This window comes from Serratia marcescens subsp. marcescens ATCC 13880, from assembly GCF_017299535.1.
Lineage (GTDB): Bacteria > Pseudomonadota > Gammaproteobacteria > Enterobacterales > Enterobacteriaceae > Serratia > Serratia marcescens.
This window is the reverse complement of record NZ_CP071238.1, coordinates 726,462-747,446: the sequence shown is the minus strand read 5'-3', so window position 1 is coordinate 747,446 and position 20,985 is coordinate 726,462. Positions and strand designations below refer to the sequence as shown.

The window sequence follows — 20,985 nt, the reverse complement described above, 5'->3', positions numbered from 1 at the left end:
TATCGTTATTTGAAGCCTTTCTCGCGTTTGATCAGGTCATACGCCGCCTGGATCTCCTGCGCTTTCTGCTTGGCCATTTCCATCATCTGCGGCGGCAAGCCCTTCGCCACCAGCTTATCCGGATGGTGTTCGCTCATCAGCTTGCGGTAGGCGCGTTTGATGGTGGCGGCATCGTCGCTGCTGCTCACGCCGAGCACCTTGCAGGCATCGTCGAGCGTCGGGCCGCGCTGAGCCTGCTGATAGCCGCCCTGCGAATACCCGCCCTGCTGACCGCCGCCGAACTGACGCCCGCCCTCCATCATGCTGAGGAACTGATCGAACTGCGCGCGCGAAATGCCCAGCTCTTCGGCGATGACGTACAGCACCTGACGTTCGTTCGGGTGCAGCGAGCCGTCGGCGAACGCCGCCTGGATCTGAATTTCCAGAAACATCCGAATCAAATCGAAGCGACCGAAACAGATGCTGCGGAACTGCTGCAGCGTCTCACGCAGCGGGAACTGGCTCTGTTTGCCCTCGCGGAACGCCTGCTGCGCCGCGGTGCGCGCTTCGCCGTGCAGCTGCAGGCGATCCATGAACAGGCTGGCGATCTGGATATCCGCCTCGGTAACGCGTCCCTTGGATTTGGTCAGGTGGCCCATCACCTGAAAAGTGGTGCGGAAAAACAGCGTTTGCCGCGTTTGCTGGTCGGTGAAAAACCCCCGGCTACGCTTGTTGCTGCGCGCCGTATCGATCATATGACCGATAATCAGCCCCAGAACTACACCCCAGAATCCCGCGCCAGACCAGATGGCGACGATGACGCCGAGCAGTTTTCCCCAATACTGCATATACTCCTCAATTATCATGCCGAAAGCCGCCCGCTCTCCTTCGCTTCAGGAAAGGGCGCAGGCGATTTTTCCTAGAATTTGGATTATCATACCTGTCATTTATCTTTGCGCCTAACGACGACGCAAGTAAACGGCTGGATTTAGCACTAGCGCAACGCAGATGAGTAATATAGTCTCTGACCGTTTGCCGGACACGACGCCTCTGATGACGGAACACCAAAACCGCGTATGAAAAAAAGTTTCCCAACACTGCTGGCCACGATGATTTGGACGGCACTCTACAGTCAGCATGCGCTGGCTGATCTGGCCGAGCAATGCATGCTTGGCGTTCCCGTTTACGACAAGCCTTTGGTCAGCGGCGATCCGAACAGCCAGCCGGTGACCATCAATGCCGATGACTCGCGCGCCGACTACCCGAAAAGCGCCCTGTTCAGCGGCAACGTGCATATCGAGCAGGGCAACAGCACCCTGACCGCCAAAGAAGTCGAGCTGAACCAGACGCAAAACCCTGGCCAGACGGAACCGGTGCGCACCGTCACCGCCACCGGCGACGTGCACTACAGCGACAATCAGATCAAACTGAAAGGCCCGAAGGCCTGGTCGAACCTGAATACCAAAGATACCGACGTCTATGAAGGCGACTACCAGATGGTCGGCCGTCAGGGGCGCGGCGACGCCGACAAGATGAAGATGCGCGGCGCCAACCGTTACACCATTCTGGAAAACGGCACCTTTACCTCCTGTCTGCCGGGCGACGACAGCTGGAGCGTGGTCGGCTCCGAAGTGATCCACGATCGCGAAGAGCAGGTGGCGGAAGTGTGGAACGCCCGCTTCCGCATCGGCGGCGTGCCGGTGTTCTACAGCCCGTACCTGCAGCTGCCGGTCGGCGACAAGCGCCGCTCCGGCTTCCTGATCCCGAACGCCAAGTACGGCAGCAACAACGGCTTCGAGTTCATGTTGCCGTACTACTGGAACATCGCGCCGAACTACGATGCCACCATCACGCCGCACTATATGTCCAAGCGCGGCCTGCAGTGGCAGACCGAGTTCCGTTATCTGGTGCAGCCGGGCCTCGGCCTGATGGAGTTCGACTGGCTGCCGGACGACAAGGAATACGGCAAAGACAATGACGACAGCAAACGCTGGCTGTTCTACTGGAACCACAACGGCGTCATGGATCAGGTGTGGCGCTTCAACGTCGATTACACCAAGGTCAGCGATTACAAATACTTCACCGATCTGGACTCTAAGTACGGTTCCACCACCGACGGCTACGCCACGCAGAAATTCAGCCTCGGCTACGCCAACGAGAACTGGAACGCCACGCTGAGCTCCAAGCAGTTCCAGATCTTCGACAATACCGATCGTACCTGGTCGCAGACCTACAAGGTACAGCCGCAGCTGGATCTGAACTACTACAAGAACGACCTCGGCCCGTTCGACTTCCATATCTACGGTCAGGCGGCCAAGTTCACCAGCGTCAACCCGTACAGCCCGGACGCCACCCGTCTGCACATGGAACCGACGCTGAGCCTGCCGCTGACCAACGGTTGGGCCAGCCTGAACACCGAAGCCAAGGTGATGGCGACCCACTACCAGCAGGATATTCCTGACGGTTTCGCCGCCAACTATGCTATGCGTAATCAAGTAAGCGCAGCTGACGCACCGAACCTCGACAACTCGGTCAACCGCGTACTGCCGCAGTTCAAGGTTGACGGCAAGCTGGTGTTCGAACGGCCGATGATCTGGGCCGAAGGCGCCACCCAGACGCTGGAGCCGCGCGTGCAGTACCTGTACGTGCCGTACCGCGACCAGAGCAACATCTACACCTACGACACCACGCTGCTGCAGACCGACTACTCCGGCCTGTTCCGCGACCGCACCTACAGCGGCCTGGATCGCATCGCTTCGCAGAACCGCGTGTCTACCGGTGTGACCACCCGTATTTATGATGACGCGCTGGTTGAACGTTTTAACGCTTCCGTGGGTCAAATCTACTACTTCAGCCGTTCCCGTACCGGTGACCGGATGACCGGTTACGACAACAACGACGACACCGGCAGCGTGGCCTGGGCCGGCGATACCTATTGGAAAATCGACGATCGTTGGGGCCTGCGCGGCGGCCTGCAGTACGACACCCGCCTGAACAGCGTCTCGCTGGGCAACGGCGTGGTGGAATACCGCCAGGACAGCGAGCGCGTGGTGCAGTTGAACTACCGTTACGCCACGCCGGAATATATCCAGACGGCGCTGAACACCCGGCAGGTTCCGGCCTTCCAGGACGGCATCTCGCAGGTGGGCATCACCGGTAGCTGGCCGATCGCCGATCGTTGGGCGGTGGTCGGGGCGTATTATTACGACACCCGCGCCAAACAATCCGCCGATCAGCTGGTGGGGCTGAAGTACAACACCTGCTGCTGGGCGGTGACGCTGGGCTATGAGCGCAAGATCACCGACTGGAACACCAGCAACAATACCAGCGTTTACGACAACAGAGTTTCGTTCAACGTCGAACTGCGCGGCCTGAGCAGCGATCATAGTCTCGGCTCCGCAGAAATGCTGCGCTCCGGCATTCTGCCGTATCAACGCGCATTCTGACGCTTTGCAACACTTTGAAAACGAGAACTTTCACCCGCATTTGCGGATTACATAATGGGAAATGTATGAAGAACTGGAGAACGCTTATTCTCGGATTGGTGGTTTGCGCCAATGCCGCGTTCGCAGCACCCCAAGAAGTGGATAAAGTCGCCGCCGTCGTGGATAACGGCGTGGTACTCGAAAGCGACGTCAACGGTCTGTTGCAGTCCGTGAAGCTCAACGCCCAGCAGGCCGGCCAGCAACTGCCGGACGACAAGACGCTGCGTCATCAGATCATCGAACGCCTGATCATGGATAACATCCAGCTGCAGATGGCCAAGAAAATGGGCATCACCGTGTCCGATGCCGATCTGGACAAGGCGATCGCCAACATCGCCGCGCAGAACCGCATGAGCGTCGATCAGCTGCGCAGCCGCCTGTCGTACGAAGGGCTGAACTACAACACCTACCGCTCGCAGATCCGCAAAGAGATGCTGATCTCCGAAGTGCGTAACAACGAAGTGCGCCGCCGCGTCACCATCCTGCCGCAGGAAGTGGACGCGCTGGCCAAACAGGTGGGCGCGCAGAACGGCAGCGACACCGAAATGAACATCAGCCACATCCTGATCCCGCTGCCGGAAAACCCGTCGCAGCAGCAGGTCGATAAAGCCGAAGAGCTGGCCAAACGCCTGGTGGGTGAGATCAACAGCGGCGCCGACTTCGGCAAACTGGCGATCACCTACTCCGCCGATTCTCAGGCGCTGAAAGGCGGCAACATGGGCTGGGGCAAGCTGCAAGAGATCCCGACCCTGTTCGCTGAACGTCTGGTGAGCGCCAAGAAAGGCGACGTCGTCGGCCCAATCCGTTCCGGCGTCGGCTTCCACATCCTGAAAGTGAACGACATCCGCGGCGCGAGCCAGTCGGTGTCGGTCACCGAAGTGCACGCCCGTCACATCCTGCTGAAGCCTTCGGTGGTGCTGACTGACGATCAGGCGCGCGCCAAGCTGCAATCCGTGGCGGAAGCGATCAAGAGCGGCCGCGCCAAATTCGCCGACGAAGCCAAACAGCTGTCGCAGGATCCGGGTTCCGCCATGCAGGGCGGCGATCTGGGCTGGGCCTCCCCGGACATCTACGATCCGGCCTTCCGCGATGCGTTGCTGAAGCTGAGCAAAGGTGAAATCAGCGCGCCGGTCCACTCTTCCTTCGGTTGGCACCTGATTCAGCTGCTGGATACCCGTCAGGTGGATAAAACCGACGCCGCGCAGAAAGATCGTGCTTACCGCATGCTGTTCAACCGTAAGTTCGCCGAAGAAGCGCAGACCTGGATGCAGGAACAGCGCGCCCAGGCTTACGTGAAGATCCTCGATGGCAGCGATGCACAGCAATAAACGCGTCGTCATTACCCCCGGCGAACCTGCCGGGGTTGGGCCGGATTTGGTGGCAGCGCTGGCGCAACAGGATTGGCCTGTTGAGCTGGTGGTGTGCGCCGATCCGGCCCTGCTGCTTGAACGCGCCAAGCGTATGGGCCTGCCGCTGACGCTGCGCGACTACCAGCCGCAGCAACCGGCCGAAGCGCAACGCGCCGGCACGCTGACCGTGCTGCCGGTCCCGCTCGCTCAGCCGGTCACCGCCGGGGAGTTGAACGTCGGCAACAGCGCCTATGTGGTGGAAACCCTGGCGCGCGCCTGCGACGGTTGCCTGAACGGCGAGTTCGCGGCGCTGATCACCGGCCCGGTGAACAAAGGCGTGATCAACGACGCCGGCGTGCCGTTTATCGGCCATACCGAATTCTTTGCCGATCGCAGCCGCTGCGATCGCGTGGTGATGATGCTCGCGACCGAAGAGCTGCGCGTGGCGCTGGCGACCACCCACCTGCCGCTGCTGGCGGTGCCGGGCGCCATCACGCAACAGAGCCTGTTCGAAGTCATCCGCATCCTCGACCACGATCTGAAAACCAAATTTGGCATCGCCCAGCCGCACATTTACGTTTGCGGTCTGAACCCCCACGCCGGGGAAGGCGGCCATATGGGGCGCGAAGAGATAGACACCATCATCCCGGCGCTCGACGCGCTGCGCGCTGACGGTATCCATCTTGTCGGCCCGCTGCCGGCGGACACCCTGTTCCAGCCCAAATATCTGCAAGATGCCGATGCGGTGCTGGCGATGTATCACGATCAGGGACTGCCGGTGCTAAAATACCAAGGGTTCGGCCGCGCGGTGAATATCACCCTCGGTTTGCCTTTCATACGCACCTCGGTCGACCACGGTACCGCTCTGGAACTGGCCGGCACCGGCACCGCCGATGTCGGCAGTTTCCAAACGGCCCTGAATCTCGCCATTAAAATGATAATTAATTGTAATGAATAACAGAGTCCACCAAGGGCACTTTGCCCGCAAACGCTTTGGACAAAACTTTTTAACCGATCAGTTTGTCATCGATAGCATTGTCTCCGCCATTCACCCGCAGCCGGGCGAAGCGGTGGTCGAGATCGGCCCCGGCCTCGGCGCCTTGACCGAGCCGGTCGGCGCACGCATGGACCGCATGACGGTGATCGAACTGGACCGCGATCTGGCCACCCGGTTGGAGAACCACCCGCGGTTGAAAGACAAGCTGACCATCCACCAGCAGGACGCCATGACGGTGAATTTCGCCGAACTGGCCGAGGAAGCTGGCCAACCGCTGCGCGTATTTGGTAACCTGCCGTACAATATTTCGACGCCGCTGATGTTCCACCTTTTCAGCTATACTCAGGCAATCCGCGACATGCACTTTATGTTGCAAAAAGAGGTGGTCAACCGTCTGGTGGCCGGCCCAAACAGCAAGGCCTACGGGCGTTTGACCGTGATGGCGCAGTACTACTGCAACGTCATTCCGGTGCTGGAAGTGCCGCCGACCGCGTTCGCGCCGCCGCCGAAGGTCGATTCCGCCGTGGTGCGTCTGGTGCCGCACAGCGTGCTGCCGAACCCGGTGGGCGACGTGCGCATGCTGAGCCGCATTACCACGCAGGCGTTCAACCAACGGCGGAAAACCATCCGCAACAGCTTGGGCGACCTGTTCACGCCGGAACAGCTGATGGAACTGGGCGTCGATCCTTCGCTCAGAGCAGAAAATATTTCTGTGGCGCAGTACTGCAAGCTGGCCAACTGGCTGTCAGCCAATCCGGCGCCGCAGCAATAAGGAGTTGTTGTCATGATTGATTCGCCCCGCGTGTGTATTCAGGTTCAGAGCATCTATGTGGAATCACAGTCGATCCCTGAAGAAGAGCGTTACGTCTTCGCCTATACCATCACCATCCGCAATCTGGGGCGGACCGACGTGCAACTGCTGGGCCGTTACTGGCTGATCACCAACAGCAACGGCCGCCAAACCGAAGTCCAGGGCGAGGGCGTGATCGGCGAACAGCCCGTCATTCCGCCCGGCGGAGAGTTTCAGTACACCAGCGGCGCCATTCTGGAAACGCCGCTGGGCACCATGGAAGGCCATTACGAAATGGTTGACCATCAGGGTCAGCCGTTCCGCACCGCTATTCCCGTGTTTCGCTTAGCCATTCCAACGCTGATCCATTAATTATGTCGACATACCTTATCGGCGACGTTCACGGCTGTTTCGATGAACTGAAGTCGCTGCTGGCTCAGGCTGCGTTCGATCCCGAGCGCGATCAACTGTGGCTGACCGGCGATCTGGTGGCGCGCGGCCCCGCCTCGCTGGACGTGCTGCGCTACGTGCGCTCGCTCGGTCCGGCGGTGCGCATGGTTCTGGGCAACCACGATCTGCACCTGCTGGCGGTTTACGCCGGCATCAGCCGCAACAAACCCAAAGATCGCATCACCCCGCTGCTGGAGGCGCCTGACGCCGACGAGCTGATCAACTGGCTGCGCCGCCAACCGGTGCTGCAGGTGGACGATGAGCAAAAGCTGGTGATGGCGCACGCCGGCATCACTCCGCAGTGGGATATCGACACCGCGAAAATGTGCGCGCGCGAAGTGGAAGCGGTATTGAGCAGCGACAGCTACCCGCTGTTCCTCGACGCCATGTACGGCGACATGCCGAACAACTGGGCGCCGGAGCTGAGCGGCCTGGCGCGCCTGCGTTTCAGCACCAATGCGCTCACGCGCATGCGCTACTGCTTCCCCAACGGCCAGCTCGACATGATCTGCAAAGATGCGCCGGGCAGCGCGCCGGCGCCGCTGAAGCCGTGGTTCGAACTGCCGCGCCTGGTCGATCCCGAATACACCATCATCTTCGGCCACTGGGCCTCGCTCGAAGGCAAGGGCACGCCGGAAGGCGTGATCGGGCTGGATACCGGCTGCTGCTGGGGCGGCGACTTGACGATGCTGCGCTGGGAAGACCGCCGTTACTTCACGCAGCCCGCCAATCGGGGCGAGGCGCCTGGTCACGCCGGCAGATTAGCCGCATCCTGAAACGATAAAGGCGGCCCGGCGGCCGCCTTTGTTCGGTATTGCCGCCTTACGCCCCAATCACTCCGCCATCTTCACGCGTGATCATCAACACCGATGAACGCGGGCGCGGGCTGTTGTTCGGGAAGTGCGAATCGCCCTCTTCTCCCGGATGTTGTACGTTGACGAACATCGTCTTGTAGTCCGGGGTGAAAGTGATGCCGGTCAATTCGCAGGACTTCGGCCCCACCATGAAACGGCGGATCTCGCCGCTGACCGGATCGCCCACCAGCATCTGGTTGTTGCCCTGCCCGACGTAATCGCCCTTGTTGCTGTACTTGCCGTCGGTGAGGATCCACAGACGGCCGGCGCGATCAAAGCCCAGCCCGTCCGGGCTGTTGAAGGTGTTCTCCGCCGTGATATTCGGCGTGCCGCGGTTGACGCCTTCGGGGTGGGCGATCGGGTTGCCGCACAGCGCATAGATGTCCCAGGCGAAGACATCGGCGGTGGCGTCGCCGCCTTCGTCCCAGCGAATGATCTGGCCATAGATATTGTTCGGTCGCGGGTTGGCGGCGTTCAGCGGCATCCCTTCCTCACCGCGCTTGCTGTTGTTGGTCAGCGTACAGTATGCGCGGCCGTCATGCGGGTTCACCGCGATCCACTCCGGGCGATCCATTTTGGTGGCGCCGACCTGCTGCGCCGCCTTGCGGGCGAAGATCAGCACTTCGGCCTCGTCGCGGAAACCGTTCTCCGGCGTCAGGCCATTCTTGCCAAACTCAAGCGCAATCCAGCGCCCTTTGCCCTTCAGCGGCGTGCCGGCCTCATCGCCGTCGAACTGCGCCACGTATAGCGTTCCCTCGTCCAGCAGCGTGCGATTGTTGGCCGGATTGGCGGCGTCGACCACGCCTTTGGAAACGTACTTATAGATATGTTCGCCGCGCTCGTCGTCGCCCATGTACACCACCAGACGGCCGTCTTTGGCCACGGTCACCGCCGCGTTTTCATGCTTGAAGCGGCCGAGCGCGGTGTGCTTGATGGGCGTCGAGCTCGGATTCAGCGGATCGATCTCGACGATCCAGCCGTGACGGTTGAATTCGTTGGGATTCTTCGCCACATCGAAGCGCTCGTCATAGTCCGGCCAGTTGCGCTCCGGTTCGCTGACCTTCAGCGTGTAGCGCTTTTGTTCCGGCGTGGTTCGATAATCGGCCTGACGGGTGCCGAAATAGGTGTCGAAGTTTTCCTCGCAGGTCAGATAGGTCCCCCACGGCGTCTTGCCGTTGGCGCAGTTGCCGAAGGTGCCCAGCACCTTGCGGCCGCTCGGATCGGCGGCGGTCTGCAGCAGCGGGTGCCCGGCGGCCGGGCCGCTGAACTGCATTTCGCTGTTGGCGGTGATGCGGCGGTTATAGCGCGATGGGCGTTCCACCTCCCAGCGCTGGCCGTCGCCGACACGCTTGACCGCCACAATGGAGACGCCGTGCGCCGCCTGTGACTTGCGCACCTCTTCCAGGCTGGTGGCTTTGGCGCCGCCGTGGGCGAACAGATACTGCTCGTTGACGTATTCGTTATTGATGGCCATCACGCCGTGATTGTCATCGATAGGGAAGAAGCTCATGCCGTCATTGTTATCGCCAAACTGTTTTTCCTGATCGGCGGCGCTGTTGTTGCCCTGCGGATCGAAGGCCGGCGCGCCGTCCACCAGCGGCTCACCCCAGGAGATCAGCACCTCCGCGCGGTAGCCCGGCGCGATGGTCACCTCGTCGGCGGTAGATGCGGCGATGCCCTGAAAGCCCAACAGCGTGTTCGGCGGCAGATCCTCGGCCAACGCCTCGGCGGAAACCGACCAGATGCCGCCGCCGAGAAAGCCGGCCAGGCCGACGGCGCCGGCGCTGCCGAGCAGCAGCTTGCGGCGAGTGGGATCGATCAGGCGGTCGGCGTCTAATTGCTCAATTTGCTTGGTCATAACGTGGTTACCTTTTTAGTTATGGCGCCGCGGTCAAGATTCACCAGAGTTGCCGTGGCGCTCGGAGTTGGGCTTCATACTAATCAGGTAATGTGACGGAAAGGTTACAAATGACCGGCGCAAAAAGGCCGGGGGCGCAATTGCTTGCGCCCCCGGGAGAGTTGGCTAACGCGCTGAAATCAGCGGCGCTGCAGGATTTCGAAACAGTAGCTGTGCGAGTTCAGATTGTCGGCGTCGTGGAATTCGCTGAACGTGGTTTCCCACTCGTCCGGCTCGTAATCCGGGAAGTGGGTATCGCCGCCGACTTCGGCGTCGATGTGTGTCAGGTACAGACGGTCGGCGCGCGGCAGCAGCTGGGTATAGATACGCCCACCGCCGATCACCATCACTTCCTCCACGTCGCCCGCGGCGGCCAGCGCCTCATCCAGCGAGGTTACCCAGGTCACCCCGGCTTCGCTGCCCGGGCGGCTGCTCAAAACGATATTGTGGCGGCCCGGCAGCGGGCGGCCGATGGACTCGAAGGTCTTGCGGCCCATAATAACCGGCTTATTCAACGTGTTGCGTTTAAACCACGCAAGGTCCGCCGGCAGGTGCCACGGCATGGCGTTTTCCATGCCAATAACGCGATCCGCCGCCAAGGCAGCGATCAGGCTGATAATCATTGTTTAACCCTGTGTAGGCAGCAAAATTGGTGACACTATACGTAAAGGCCTGAGTGCCGTCGATAGGCTAATCAAGCAAGATGAATATATAAGATAGCTCTTATCAGCATATCTAATAACCAACGTTCTTCCGCCGGGAAATTTCACACGCCGGGGCGTTTGCGGTACAGCCACAGGCCCGGTAACGACAGGCCGATCGACAACGCGCCGACGATGAAACTGGCCTTGAGGAAGTTGGTGATCATGGTTTCCATCAGGGCTTCGCTGTAGCCCAGATGCGAGATCTCCACCACAGTTATCATCGCGGTATAGGCGGAAATGCCGGGGAACATCGGGATCACCGCCGCCACGGTGAACACCTTCGGATGCGCCAACAGCCAGCGCGACCAGTAGATGCCGATGATGCCAATCAGGATCGCCGCCAACAGCGAGGCCCACTCAATGTTCATGCCGGCATGCATCATCAGCATGCGCGAACCGCGCCCGATAGCCCCGAGCAATGCGCAATAGCGCAGCGCGCGCAACGGCACGTTAAACACCATGGCGAAGCCCAGCGCCGGCACCGCCGCCAACAGCATCTCCTGCAACAATGCCCACAGCAGATTCATGACCACCCCCGCAGATCCCACAACGACATCGCCATCACCACGCCGATACAGGTCGCCAGCGTCAGCAGGCTGGCCATCGCCCAGCGCGCCAGTCCGGTATTGACGTGCCCCTTGAACATGTCGGCCACCGCGTTGATCAGCGGGAAGCCCGGCACCAGCAGCAACACGCTGGCGGCCATCGCCACGCTCGAGGTGTCTTTAAACGCCGGCAGGCGCAGCAGCAGCCCGGAGATCGACGTCGCGACAAATGCCGTCAGGCAAAAATTGATCAGCGGATTCATCTGGCGGGCGGTGAGGATCTGGCGCACCAGCATCGCCGCGCCGCTGGCGATAAAGGTCACCAGGAAGGCGTCGCCGCCGCCGCCGTTGAGCATGCTGAAGCACCCGCAGGACAGCCCTACCATCAATACCACCAGCCAGCGCGGGTAGCGCAGCGGCCGGATCCTTTCAAAGCGGCGCGCCACGTCGTGCGCATCCGCCAGGCGATGCTCGGCGAGGATCACGATATGCTGCACTTCGGTCACCACCTGCATATTGATGCCGCGATCGACGTTCTTGCGGGTGGTGGTCAGGCAGGCGCCATGGCTAAGAGTGGTCAACACCACCGCATTGGCGGAGATCGAGCTTTCCACGCTGTCCATCCCCAGCGCCAGCCCCAGGCGGGTCGACAGCTGTTCCACCACCGTGCTCTCGGCGCCGTGCTGCAACAGCAGCAGCGCGCATTGAATGCACAGTCGGGTGATTTCGCGTTGTTGCCGGTGCGGTTCCGGCCTGTCTGTGGCGGTAGTGGTAGTCTGCTGCATGGTGCTCCGTCGCTGGCGGGAGATGAATTATTATCATAGAGCCTAACAATACCTCATTGGGTTGATGCGCATCAGAGGAAGCGGCGTTATTATCGCCAGATTGCTGCCTTTTGCGCGAGACGTCTCCCATGCTTGAAACTTCGTTGTTCGTCGCCGGCATTGCCGCCCTCGGCATGCTCTCCCCCGGCCCGGATTTTTTCCTGGTGATCAAAAACGCCGCCCGCTACCCGCGGCTGGCCGCCATGATGACCGCCTTCGGCGTGATCTGCGGCGTCGCCACCCACATGTCCTACTGCGTCGCCGGGCTGGCGGTGGTGATCACCACCACGCCGTGGCTGTTCAACCTGCTGAAATACGCCGGGGCGGTCTATCTGGTGTGGATCGGCATCCAGGCGCTGCTGTCGCGCGGCGGCGGAAAAATGAACGTCAGCAATCTGCCGCAACAGCGGGTCAGCTTGAAGAGCGCCTTTTTGCAAGGCTACCTGTGCAACCTGCTGAACCCGAAAGCCACCCTGTTCTTCCTGGCGGTCTTCACCCAGGTGCTGCAGATCGATTCCGGTCTGGGGGACAAGCTGTGGTACGCGGGGATTATTCTCGGCCTGTCGGTCATCTGGTGGCCGCTGCTGGTGTTCCTGATCCAGAGCGGGCCGGTGCGCCGCGGGCTGGAAAAGACGCAGAAGATCGTCGACAAATTGCTGGGCGGCATGTTGATCGCCTTAGGCATCAAGGTCGCGCTGAGCTAAGCAAAAGGGGCGCCATCACGGCGCCCCTGCGGTTATCCTTTGGCTTCCACCACTTCATCCTCCGGCGCCTTGCCGTCGATGCTGCCGCGCCAGCCGGTCTGCTGCACCCGCGCCAACCGATTCTGATCCTGCTCGATGGCCGCGCTGAGCATCTCCTTGGCCCGCTGCAGGCTGGCGATACGGAACTCGGTATCCTGATAATTATCCAGCGTGTCTTCCAGCATCTTCAGGTTGTAGCGACGGAACGTGTCCGCTTTCTCGCGCGCCTCATAGGCGTCCAGCCCCAGCAACTCCAGGGTTTCACGGCCGACGCGCAGCGAGCTTTCAAAGGTTTCGCGCTCCGGTTTTTCCACCCCCAGTTGCCGCAGCTGATACCAGTGATCGACGTCGCGCGCCCGCGCCACCACCTTAAGATGCGGGAAGTGCTGTCTGGCCAGCTCGGTTAACGCCAGGCTGTCCTCCACATCGTCGATGGCGTTGATCAGCACCTTGGCGTGAGCGGCGCCGGCGGCCTCCAGCAGATCGGCGCGCGTGGCGTCGCCGTAGAACACCTTGGTGTCGAATTTACGCAGCGTTTCGATATGGTCCGGATCGTGATCCAATACCACGGTGTGCACGCCGTTGGCCAACAGTAAACGACCGGCGATCTGGCCGAAACGGCCGAAGCCGGCGATGATCACGCTGGCGTTCTCGTCATCAATGACGTCAGCCGGGCGATCCTCTTTCGGCGCATTTTTTTCCAGCTGCGCGGCGATCACCAACAGCAGCGGCGTGGCCGCCATCGACAGCGCCACCGCCAGCGTCAGCGACTTGGCCCATTCAACCGGCAAGACGCCGGCCAGCTGCGCGGCGCTGAAGATCACGAAGGCGAACTCACTGCCCTGCCCCAGCAGAATGGCGAACAGGCCGCGCTGGCGCTTCGGCACGCCGAGCAGCGGCCCAATCAGCCACAGCAACGCCGCCTTGATCAGCATAAAGCCCAGCAGCAGCGAGGCGATCAGCAACGGATGATGGAACAGCGTGCCGAAGTCGATCGACATGCCGACGCCGATGAAGAACAGCCCCAGCAGCAGTCCCTTGAACGGCTGAATATCGCTCTCCAGCGCGTGGCGGTATTCAGAGCTCGCCAACAGCACCCCGGCGAGGAACGCCCCCATCGCCATCGACAGCCCGGCCATCTCCAGCAGGATGCCGAAGCCGAACACCAGGAACAACGCCACGGCGCTGAACACTTCGCGCATGCCCGAACGGGCGACGAAGTGCAGCAGCGGACGGGTGACGTAGCGGCCAAGCAACACCACCATCGTCAACGCGCCCACCACCTTGGCCGCCGACAGCATGAAAGCGCCCAGCGTGGTGGTGGCGCCGCTGCTGGCCAACAGCGGGATCATCGCCACCAGCGGGATCGCCGCGATATCCTGGAACAGCAGCACCGCAAACGCGCTGCGGCCGATCGGCGACGGCGTCAGATTGCGTTCGCTCATCGCCTGCATGGCGATGGCGGTGGATGAGAGCGCCAGCGTCAGGCCAATCAGCAACGCCACCTTCCAGTTAAGGCCAAGGAAGTAACAGAAGGCGCTCAGCGCCAGGCCGCAGCCCACCATCTGAATGCTGCCGCCGCCGAACACAGAGGCGCGCAGCGTCCACAGCCGTTTGGGATCCAGCTCCAGGCCGATGATAAACAACATCAGCACCACGCCGATCTCGGCGAAGGTCAGGATCGACTCGGCATCCGACACCAGCTTCAGCCCCCAGGGGCCAATGATGCAGCCGGCGATCAGGTAACCGAGCACCGAACCCAGTCCCAAGCGCACCGCGATCGGCACAAACAGCGCCGCGGAGCCGAGATAGATCAGCCCCTCGATCATCATGTGGTGATTATCCATGGCTGGCCTCCCGGGTTTCCGCTTCGGCATGTTCCATCAGATAGTCGACCAGCCGCTGGCGGTAGGCTTCGCCGGCGGCGAGCAGCGCCGGCTCGTTGCAGGTAAAGGTATTGTGCACGGCGAAATAAGGCAGCCAGGTCATGCCGCAATAGATCGCCGTGGCCTGCAGCGGCTGCGCCAGCGCGGCGAAGTTGGGGAAATCGCCCAGCTCGAAGTGGTGCTCGTCGCCGCCGCTGGTCACCGCCCACAGGCAGTCTTTACCCACCAGCGCATTGCCGTCGTGGCCGTAGGCCCAACCGTGCTCCAGCACTTTGTCGATCCACAGCTTCAACAACGGCGGGAAGCTGTACCACTGCATCGGATGTTGCAGCACCACCAGGTCGGCGCGCTCCACCGCCCGCTGCTCGGCGTTGATGTCGATATTGAAATCGGGGTACAACTCATACAGCGAGCGCACCTCCACCTCGGGGAGATCCCTCACCGCCTGCAGCAGGCGGTGATTGGCATGCGAATGCCGGGGATACGGGTGAGCATAAATTATCAGAATCATTGTTATCGTCGTTCCTTCGTTCCTTGCCAATACACCAAGCATATACCAATCACACAGAGTGACAGTTTGCCCACTGATTGATAGCGGAAATTTTTAACGCCAGCCGACAAATTCGCTGAATAAAAAAGGGCGCTGCATCTGCAGCGCCCCTTACGTTGCGTTATCGCGCGGTTACTTGCCGATGCGCGCGTGCATTTCCTGCACCGACGTCACCTGCTCGGTCGGATCCGCTTTCAGCGCCATCGCGGTGGCGAAGCCGCCGTTCAGCGTGGTGTCGTAGTGCACCTTGTACTGCAGGGCGCTGCGGCGAATCAGCTTGGAGTCCTCAATCGCCTGGCGGCCTGCCGTGGTGTTGACGATGTAGGTGTACTCGCCGTTCTTGATACGGTCCTGAATGTGCGGACGCCCTTCGTGCACCTTGTTGACCAGGCGCGGGTTGATGCCCGCTTCGCCCAGCACCACCGCGGTGCCGTGGGTGGCGTCCAGCTCGAAGCCCTGCTTCAGCAGGCTGGCGGCCAAATCGACCACGCGGGCTTTATCGCCTTCGCGCACCGACAGCAGCGCGCGGCCCTGTTTCTTCATGCCCGAGTTGCTGCCCAACATCGCTTTGGAGAAGGCTTCCGCGAAGGTGCGGCCCACGCCCATCACTTCCCCGGTAGAGCGCATTTCCGGCCCCAGAATCGGGTCGACGCCCGGGAATTTGTTGAACGGCAGCACCACTTCTTTCACCGAATAGTACGGCGGGATAATTTCTTCGGTCACGCCCTGCTCAACCAGCGTTTTGCCCGCCATCACGCGCGCGGCCACTTTGGCCAGCGGCACGCCGGTCGCTTTGGACACGAACGGCACGGTACGCGCGGCGCGCGGGTTGACTTCAATCAGGTAGACTTCGTTGTCTTTCACCGCGAACTGCACGTTCATCAGGCCGCGCACCTGCAGCTCGAACGCCAGTTTTTCCACCTGACGACGCATCACGTCCTGAATTTCCTGGCTCAGGGTGTACGCCGGCAGCGAACACGCGGAGTCGCCGGAGTGCACGCCCGCCTGCTCGATGTGCTCCATGATGCCGCCAATCAGCACGCGCTCGCCGTCGCAGATGGCATCAACGTCCACTTCCACCGCGTCGTCCAGGAAGCGATCGAGCAGCACCGGCGCATCGTTGGATACGCTGACCGCAGTCTGGAAGTAGCGGCGCAGGTCGGTTTCGTCGTAGACGATTTCCATCGCCCGGCCGCCCAACACGTAGGAAGGACGCACCACCAGCGGATAGCCGATGGCCGCCGCCTTCTCCACCGCCTGTTCGATGGCGGTGACGGTGGCGTTGGCCGGTTGCTTCAGGCCCAGACGGTTGACCGCCTGCTGGAAGCGCTCGCGGTCTTCGGCGCGGTCGATGGCGTCCGGACTGGTGCCGATAACCGGCACGCCTGCGGCTTCCAGCTCGCGCGCCAGCTTCAGCGGAGTCTGGCCGCCATACTGCACGATCACGCCTTTCGGCTTCTCGATGCGCACGATTTCCAGCACGTCTTCCAGCGTTACCGGCTCAAAGTACAGGCGGTCTGAGGTGTCGTAGTCGGTGGAGACGGTTTCCGGGTTACAGTTGACCATGATGGTCTCGTAGCCGTCTTCACGCAGCGCCAGCGAAGCGTGCACGCAGCAGTAGTCAAACTCAATGCCCTGGCCGATACGGTTCGGCCCGCCGCCCAGCACCATCACTTTCGGCCGGTCGTTGGTCGGGTTGGACTCGCACTCTTCTTCATAGGTGGAGTACATGTAGGCGGTGTCGGTGGCGAATTCCGCCGCGCAGGTATCCACGCGCTTGTATACCGGATGCAGGCCGTAGCTGTGGCGCAGCTTGCGAATTTCGCTCTCGGCGACGCCGGCCAGCTTGGCCAGACGCGCATCGGCGAAGCCTTTGCGCTTCAACGTGCGCAGGAAGTCTTTGTTCAGGCCGTTGATGCCCGCCTCGGCCACCTGCTCTTCCAGGCGCACCAGCTCTTCAATCTGCACCAGGAACCAACGGTCGACGTTGGTCAGGTTGAAAACGCCGTCAACCGACAAACCGGCGCGGAAGGCGTCGGCGATGTACCAAATGCGGTCGGAACCGGCGTCTTTCAGCTCGCGGCGGATTTTGGTCAGCGCTTCCGGATCGTCCAGGCTCACTTTCGGATCGAAGCCGGTGGCGCCCACTTCCAGACCGCGCAGCGCTTTCTGCAGCGATTCCTGCTGGGTGCGGCCGATGGCCATCACTTCGCCGACCGACTTCATCTGGGTGGTCAGGCGATCGTTGGCGCCGGAGAACTTCTCGAAGTTGAAGCGCGGGATCTTGGTTACGACATAGTCGATGGACGGTTCGAACGACGCCGGGGTGCGGCCGCCGGTGATGTCGTTCATCAACTCATCGAGGGTATAGCCCACCGCCAGCTTGGCGGCGATCTTGGCAATTGGGAAGCCGGTGGCTTTCGACGCCAGCGCCGAAGAGCGCGACACGCGCGGGTTCATTTCGATAACGATCAGGCGGCCGGTTTTCGGGTTGACCGAGAACTGCACGTTGGAGCCGCCGGTTTCGACGCCGATCTCACGCAGCACCGCCATCGAGGCGTTGCGCATGATTTGGTATTCCTTGTCGGTCAGGGTCTGGGCCGGCGCGACGGTGATCGAGTCGCCGGTGTGGATGCCCATAGCGTCGAAGTTTTCGATGGAGCAGACGATGATGCAGTTGTCGTTCTTATCACGCACCACTTCCATCTCGTATTCTTTCCAACCGATCAGCGATTCATCGATCAGCAGCTCGTTGGTCGGCGACAGGTCCAGACCGCGTTCGCAGATCTCTTCGAACTCTTCGCGGTTGTAGGCGATGCCGCCGCCGGTGCCGCCCATGGTAAAGGAAGGGCGGATGATGCACGGGAAGCCGACGTCAGCGGCTACCGCCAGCGCTTCTTCCATGGTGTGCGCGATGCCGGAACGCGCGGTATCCAGACCGATTTTCTTCATCGCCACATCGAAACGGCGACGGTCTTCGGCCTTGTCAATCGCATCGGCGGTGGCGCCGATCATGGTAACGCCGAACTCGGCCAGCACGCCCTGGCGCTCCAGCTCCAGCGCGCAGTTCAGCGCCGTCTGGCCGCCCATGGTCGGCAGCACCGCATCCGGGCGCTCTTTTTCGATGATCTTGCGCACCACTTCCCAGTGGATCGGCTCAATATAGGTCGCGTCGGCCATCTCCGGGTCGGTCATGATGGTCGCCGGGTTGGAGTTGACCAGAATGACGCGGTAACCCTCTTCGCGCAGCGCTTTACACGCCTGGGCGCCCGAGTAGTCGAACTCACACGCCTGGCCGATAACGATCGGACCCGCGCCGAGGATCAGGATGCTTTTTATGTCTGTACGTTTTGGCATTTTTTACTGCTCCTGATTATTTGGCGTTAGAACGGTAAGTCTCAATCAGTTCGATAAAGTGATCGAACAGCGGCGCAGCGTCGTGCGGGCCTGGGCTGGCTTCCGGGTGGCCCTGGAAGCTGAACGCCGCCTTGTCGGTGCGGTGAATGCCCTGCACCGTATGGTCGAACAGCGATTTGTGCGTCACGCGCAGGTTCGCCGGCAGGTTGTTTTCATCTACCGCAAAGCCGTGGTTCTGCGCGGTGATCATCACGGTGTTGTTGTCCAAATCCTTCACCGGGTGGTTGCCGCCGTGGTGGCCGAGCTTCATCTTCATGGTTTTCGCCCCGCTGGCCAGCGCCAGCAGCTGATGGCCCAGGCAGATGCCGAACACCGGAATGTCGGTTTCCAGGAACTGTTTGATGGCGGTGATGGCGTAGTCGCACGGCTCCGGGTCGCCCGGGCCGTTGGACAGGAAGATGCCGTCCGGATTCATTTTCAGCACGTCGTCGGCCGGGGTCTGCGCCGGCACCACGGTCAGGCGGCAGCCGCGATCCACCAGCATGCGCAGGATGTTGCGCTTGGCGCCGTAGTCGTAAGCCACCACGTGGAATGGCAGTTCCGCGGCGGTTTTGGCTTCGGGCAGGTCGCCTTCAAGCGTCCAGCTGCCTTGCTGCCAGCTGTAGGCCTCTTGGGTGGTGACCTCTTTCGCCAGATCCATGCCCTTCAACCCCGGGAAACCTTGCGCCTTGGCCAGGGCCAGCGCGGCGTCCGGCGAATCGGCGGCGATGATGCAGCCGTTCTGGGCGCCCTTCTCGCGCAGCAGGCGGGTCAATTTGCGGGTATCGATATCGGCGATCGCCACGATGTTGTGACGCTTGAGGTAGTCGGACAGGCTTTCTTCGTTGCGGTAGTTGCTGGCGATCAGCGGGAGGTCGCGAATGACGAGGCCTTGGGCGTGTACTGCGGAGGATTCTTCGTCGGAAGCATTGGTGCCGACATTGCCGATATGAGGATAAGTAAGAGTAACGATCTGGCGGGAATAGGAAGGATCAGTGAGGATTTCTTGATAACCGGTCATCGACGTATTGAAGACCACTTCCCCCACTGCCGTTCCCTCTGCCCCGATGGCCCGACCGTGGAATTGGGTTCCGTCTTCCAGAACCAATAGCGCTGACTTTATCAAAACACCCTCCAAGGAATAATCAATCACAATATTTGCATATTAATTCAGATATCACGATCTAAATCAATGCAAAAACCGTCCGCGAGGCCAATTTTTGGCAAATTGGGCGCATTTTAATGATGAGTGCCTGGCTTGTCTACCCAAACTGCCGTTTTTTGTTTTATTTTTGCAGTTCTCGGCGCGCATGCGGCTTGAGCGCCGATAAAAACACAGAAAACCGGGTCTGGAAAACGGTTGCGGGGAAGAATGACGGAAAACGGCGCCGGAATGGGACAAAAAAGACGCTAAAAAAACCGAGAGTGGAAAAAAAGGAGATGATTAGCAAAGTAAATATAGATAAATAACATCCTTGACGATGAAACAAAGCCAACATGATATTTATCATGTTAAAAAAAAGGACAATAAAATTATTGCCCGATTATCATAGCATTATGACCAATACAACCACATCACGATGGTATGCAAATTAATTATAACTGGTCCAAATTCAATACATCGCGCATATCAAACAAACCTTTATCCCGGTTATGCAGCCAGGAAGCCGCGCGCACCGCGCCGCTGGCGAAAGTCATGCGGCTGGAAGCCTTATGGGTGATTTCCACCCGTTCACCGATGTCGGCGAACATCGCGGTGTGCTCGCCGACGATGTCGCCGGCGCGAATGGTGGCAAAGCCGATGCTTTTCGGATCGCGTTCGCCGGTATGGCCTTCGCGCGCATAGACCGCACAGTTTTTCAGATCGCGCCCCAGCGCGCCGGCGATCGCTTCGCCCATGGCCAACGCCGTGCCCGACGGTGCATCCACTTTGTGGCGGTGGTGCGCCTCAACGATTTCGATGTCGGTGTAGTCGCCCATCACCTGCGCGGCCTTCTCCAGCAGTTTCAGCACCAGGTTGACGCCGACGCTGAAGTTGGCGGCGAACACGATGCCGATATGCTGCGCCGCAGCGCGGATCGCCTGCTTGCCGGCGTCATCGAAGCCGGTGGTGCCAATCACCATCGCCTTGTGGTGCGCCACGCAAAAATCCAGGTAGCTCCGGGTGCTTTCCGGGCGGGTGAAGTCGATCAAAATGTCGAACTCGCTCGCCACTTTCTCCAGGCTGTCGCTTACCTTAACGCCCAGCGCGCCAATGCCCGCCAGCTCGCCGGCGTCGACGCCGATCAGGCTTGAACCCGGGCGCGACAGCGCCGCGCCCAACACCACGCCTTCCGCCTGCTGCACCGCCTGGATCAACTGACGGCCCATCCGGCCGCCGGCGCCCGCAATCGCAATGCGGATTTGTGAATCACTCATGCTTGCTCTCTTCTTGATTTGACGCCTATCCCATTAGGCTATCGATTCAGGGTAACTGCCCCGCTTCAGCGTCGCCAGAGGATTCATTTCATAATTAGAAAATTATGATATTCCCCCG

The 20,985-nt window shown here is 60.8% G+C and carries 17 protein-coding genes; 7 read left to right on the top strand and 10 right to left on the bottom strand.

Going from position 1 to position 20,985, the window contains the following annotated elements:
• Positions 1–5 precede the first annotated feature (5 nt).
• Positions 6–827 carry a co-chaperone DjlA gene (djlA, locus tag J0F90_RS03460; protein ID WP_033641240.1) on the bottom strand — a complete coding sequence of 274 codons (822 nt, stop codon included), beginning with the start codon at positions 825–827 and terminating at the stop codon, positions 6–8.
• A 228-nt stretch (positions 828–1,055) separates the two neighbouring features.
• On the opposite strand from djlA, the gene lptD reads away from it, so the two are divergent.
• From lptD to apaH, 6 genes are all read left to right on the top strand, one after another.
• Complete coding sequence (gene lptD / locus J0F90_RS03455) at positions 1,056–3,425, top strand: LPS assembly protein LptD (RefSeq protein ID WP_033641239.1); 2,370 nt, start codon at positions 1,056–1,058, stop codon at positions 3,423–3,425.
• Positions 3,426–3,490: 65 nt separating this feature from the next.
• Entirely contained in the window at positions 3,491–4,792 is a 1,302-nt protein-coding gene (gene surA / locus J0F90_RS03450) for a peptidylprolyl isomerase SurA (RefSeq protein WP_033641238.1), read from the top strand.
• Positions 4,770–5,771, top strand: a complete 1,002-nt coding sequence (gene pdxA, locus J0F90_RS03445; protein ID WP_392392014.1) for a 4-hydroxythreonine-4-phosphate dehydrogenase PdxA — start codon at positions 4,770–4,772, stop codon at positions 5,769–5,771. The genes surA and pdxA overlap by 23 nt, the downstream gene beginning before the upstream one ends.
• On the top strand, positions 5,764–6,582 hold the full coding sequence (gene rsmA / locus J0F90_RS03440) for a 16S rRNA (adenine(1518)-N(6)/adenine(1519)-N(6))-dimethyltransferase RsmA (protein ID WP_016929118.1): 819 nt from the start codon (positions 5,764–5,766) through the stop codon (positions 6,580–6,582). Before pdxA ends, rsmA begins: the two co-directional genes overlap by 8 nt.
• Before the next feature lie 12 nt (positions 6,583–6,594).
• The gene (gene apaG, locus J0F90_RS03435) at positions 6,595–6,972 is read left to right on the top strand and encodes a Co2+/Mg2+ efflux protein ApaG (protein WP_016929119.1); all 378 of its coding nucleotides are present in this window, start codon (positions 6,595–6,597) and stop codon (positions 6,970–6,972) included.
• Positions 6,973–6,974: 2 nt separating this feature from the next.
• Complete coding sequence (apaH, locus tag J0F90_RS03430) at positions 6,975–7,826, top strand: bis(5'-nucleosyl)-tetraphosphatase (symmetrical) ApaH (protein ID WP_033641237.1); 852 nt, start codon at positions 6,975–6,977, stop codon at positions 7,824–7,826.
• A gap of 46 nt (positions 7,827–7,872) precedes the next feature.
• On the opposite strand, the gene J0F90_RS03425 is transcribed toward apaH, so the two are convergent.
• The 4 genes from J0F90_RS03425 to J0F90_RS03410 all read right to left on the bottom strand — a co-directional run bounded on the left by J0F90_RS03425 (position 7,873) and on the right by J0F90_RS03410 (position 11,835).
• Positions 7,873–9,762 carry a PhoX family protein gene (locus tag J0F90_RS03425; protein WP_033641236.1) on the bottom strand — a complete coding sequence of 630 codons (1,890 nt, stop codon included), beginning with the start codon at positions 9,760–9,762 and terminating at the stop codon, positions 7,873–7,875.
• Between the two features lie 179 nt (positions 9,763–9,941).
• Complete coding sequence (folA, locus tag J0F90_RS03420; protein ID WP_016929122.1) at positions 9,942–10,424, bottom strand: type 3 dihydrofolate reductase; 483 nt, start codon at positions 10,422–10,424, stop codon at positions 9,942–9,944.
• 143 nt (positions 10,425–10,567) lie between these two features.
• The gene (locus J0F90_RS03415) at positions 10,568–11,032 is read right to left on the bottom strand and encodes a threonine/serine exporter (RefSeq protein ID WP_015376621.1); all 465 of its coding nucleotides are present in this window, start codon (positions 11,030–11,032) and stop codon (positions 10,568–10,570) included.
• Entirely contained in the window at positions 11,029–11,835 is an 807-nt protein-coding gene (locus J0F90_RS03410; protein ID WP_016929123.1) for a threonine/serine exporter family protein, read from the bottom strand. The genes J0F90_RS03415 and J0F90_RS03410 overlap by 4 nt, the downstream gene beginning before the upstream one ends.
• Before the next feature lie 128 nt (positions 11,836–11,963).
• Here J0F90_RS03410 and J0F90_RS03405 point away from each other — a divergent pair, with 128 nt between their 5' ends.
• Positions 11,964–12,578 (top strand): LysE family translocator, encoded by a 615-nt coding sequence (locus J0F90_RS03405; RefSeq protein ID WP_033641235.1) that lies wholly within the window; start codon positions 11,964–11,966, stop codon positions 12,576–12,578.
• A gap of 32 nt (positions 12,579–12,610) precedes the next feature.
• Here the strand turns inward: J0F90_RS03405 and kefC are convergent, their stop codons facing one another.
• The 5 genes from kefC to dapB form a co-directional block, all read right to left on the bottom strand.
• A complete protein-coding gene (gene kefC, locus J0F90_RS03400) occupies positions 12,611–14,464 on the bottom strand; it encodes a glutathione-regulated potassium-efflux system protein KefC (protein WP_021505358.1) in 1,854 nt (617 codons plus the stop codon).
• Positions 14,457–15,014, bottom strand: coding sequence for a glutathione-regulated potassium-efflux system oxidoreductase KefF (gene kefF / locus J0F90_RS03395; protein WP_016929126.1), 558 nt, complete (start codon positions 15,012–15,014; stop codon positions 14,457–14,459). The genes kefC and kefF overlap by 8 nt, the downstream gene beginning before the upstream one ends.
• A gap of 171 nt (positions 15,015–15,185) precedes the next feature.
• Positions 15,186–18,410 carry a carbamoyl-phosphate synthase large subunit gene (carB, locus tag J0F90_RS03390; RefSeq protein ID WP_033641234.1) on the bottom strand — a complete coding sequence of 1,075 codons (3,225 nt, stop codon included), beginning with the start codon at positions 18,408–18,410 and terminating at the stop codon, positions 15,186–15,188.
• 16 nt (positions 18,411–18,426) lie between these two features.
• Positions 18,427–19,575, bottom strand: a complete 1,149-nt coding sequence (carA, locus tag J0F90_RS03385) for a glutamine-hydrolyzing carbamoyl-phosphate synthase small subunit (RefSeq protein ID WP_071525950.1) — start codon at positions 19,573–19,575, stop codon at positions 18,427–18,429.
• Between the two features lie 470 nt (positions 19,576–20,045).
• The gene (dapB, locus tag J0F90_RS03380) at positions 20,046–20,867 is read right to left on the bottom strand and encodes a 4-hydroxy-tetrahydrodipicolinate reductase (protein ID WP_033641233.1); all 822 of its coding nucleotides are present in this window, start codon (positions 20,865–20,867) and stop codon (positions 20,046–20,048) included.
• Positions 20,868–20,985: the final 118 nt, after the last annotated feature.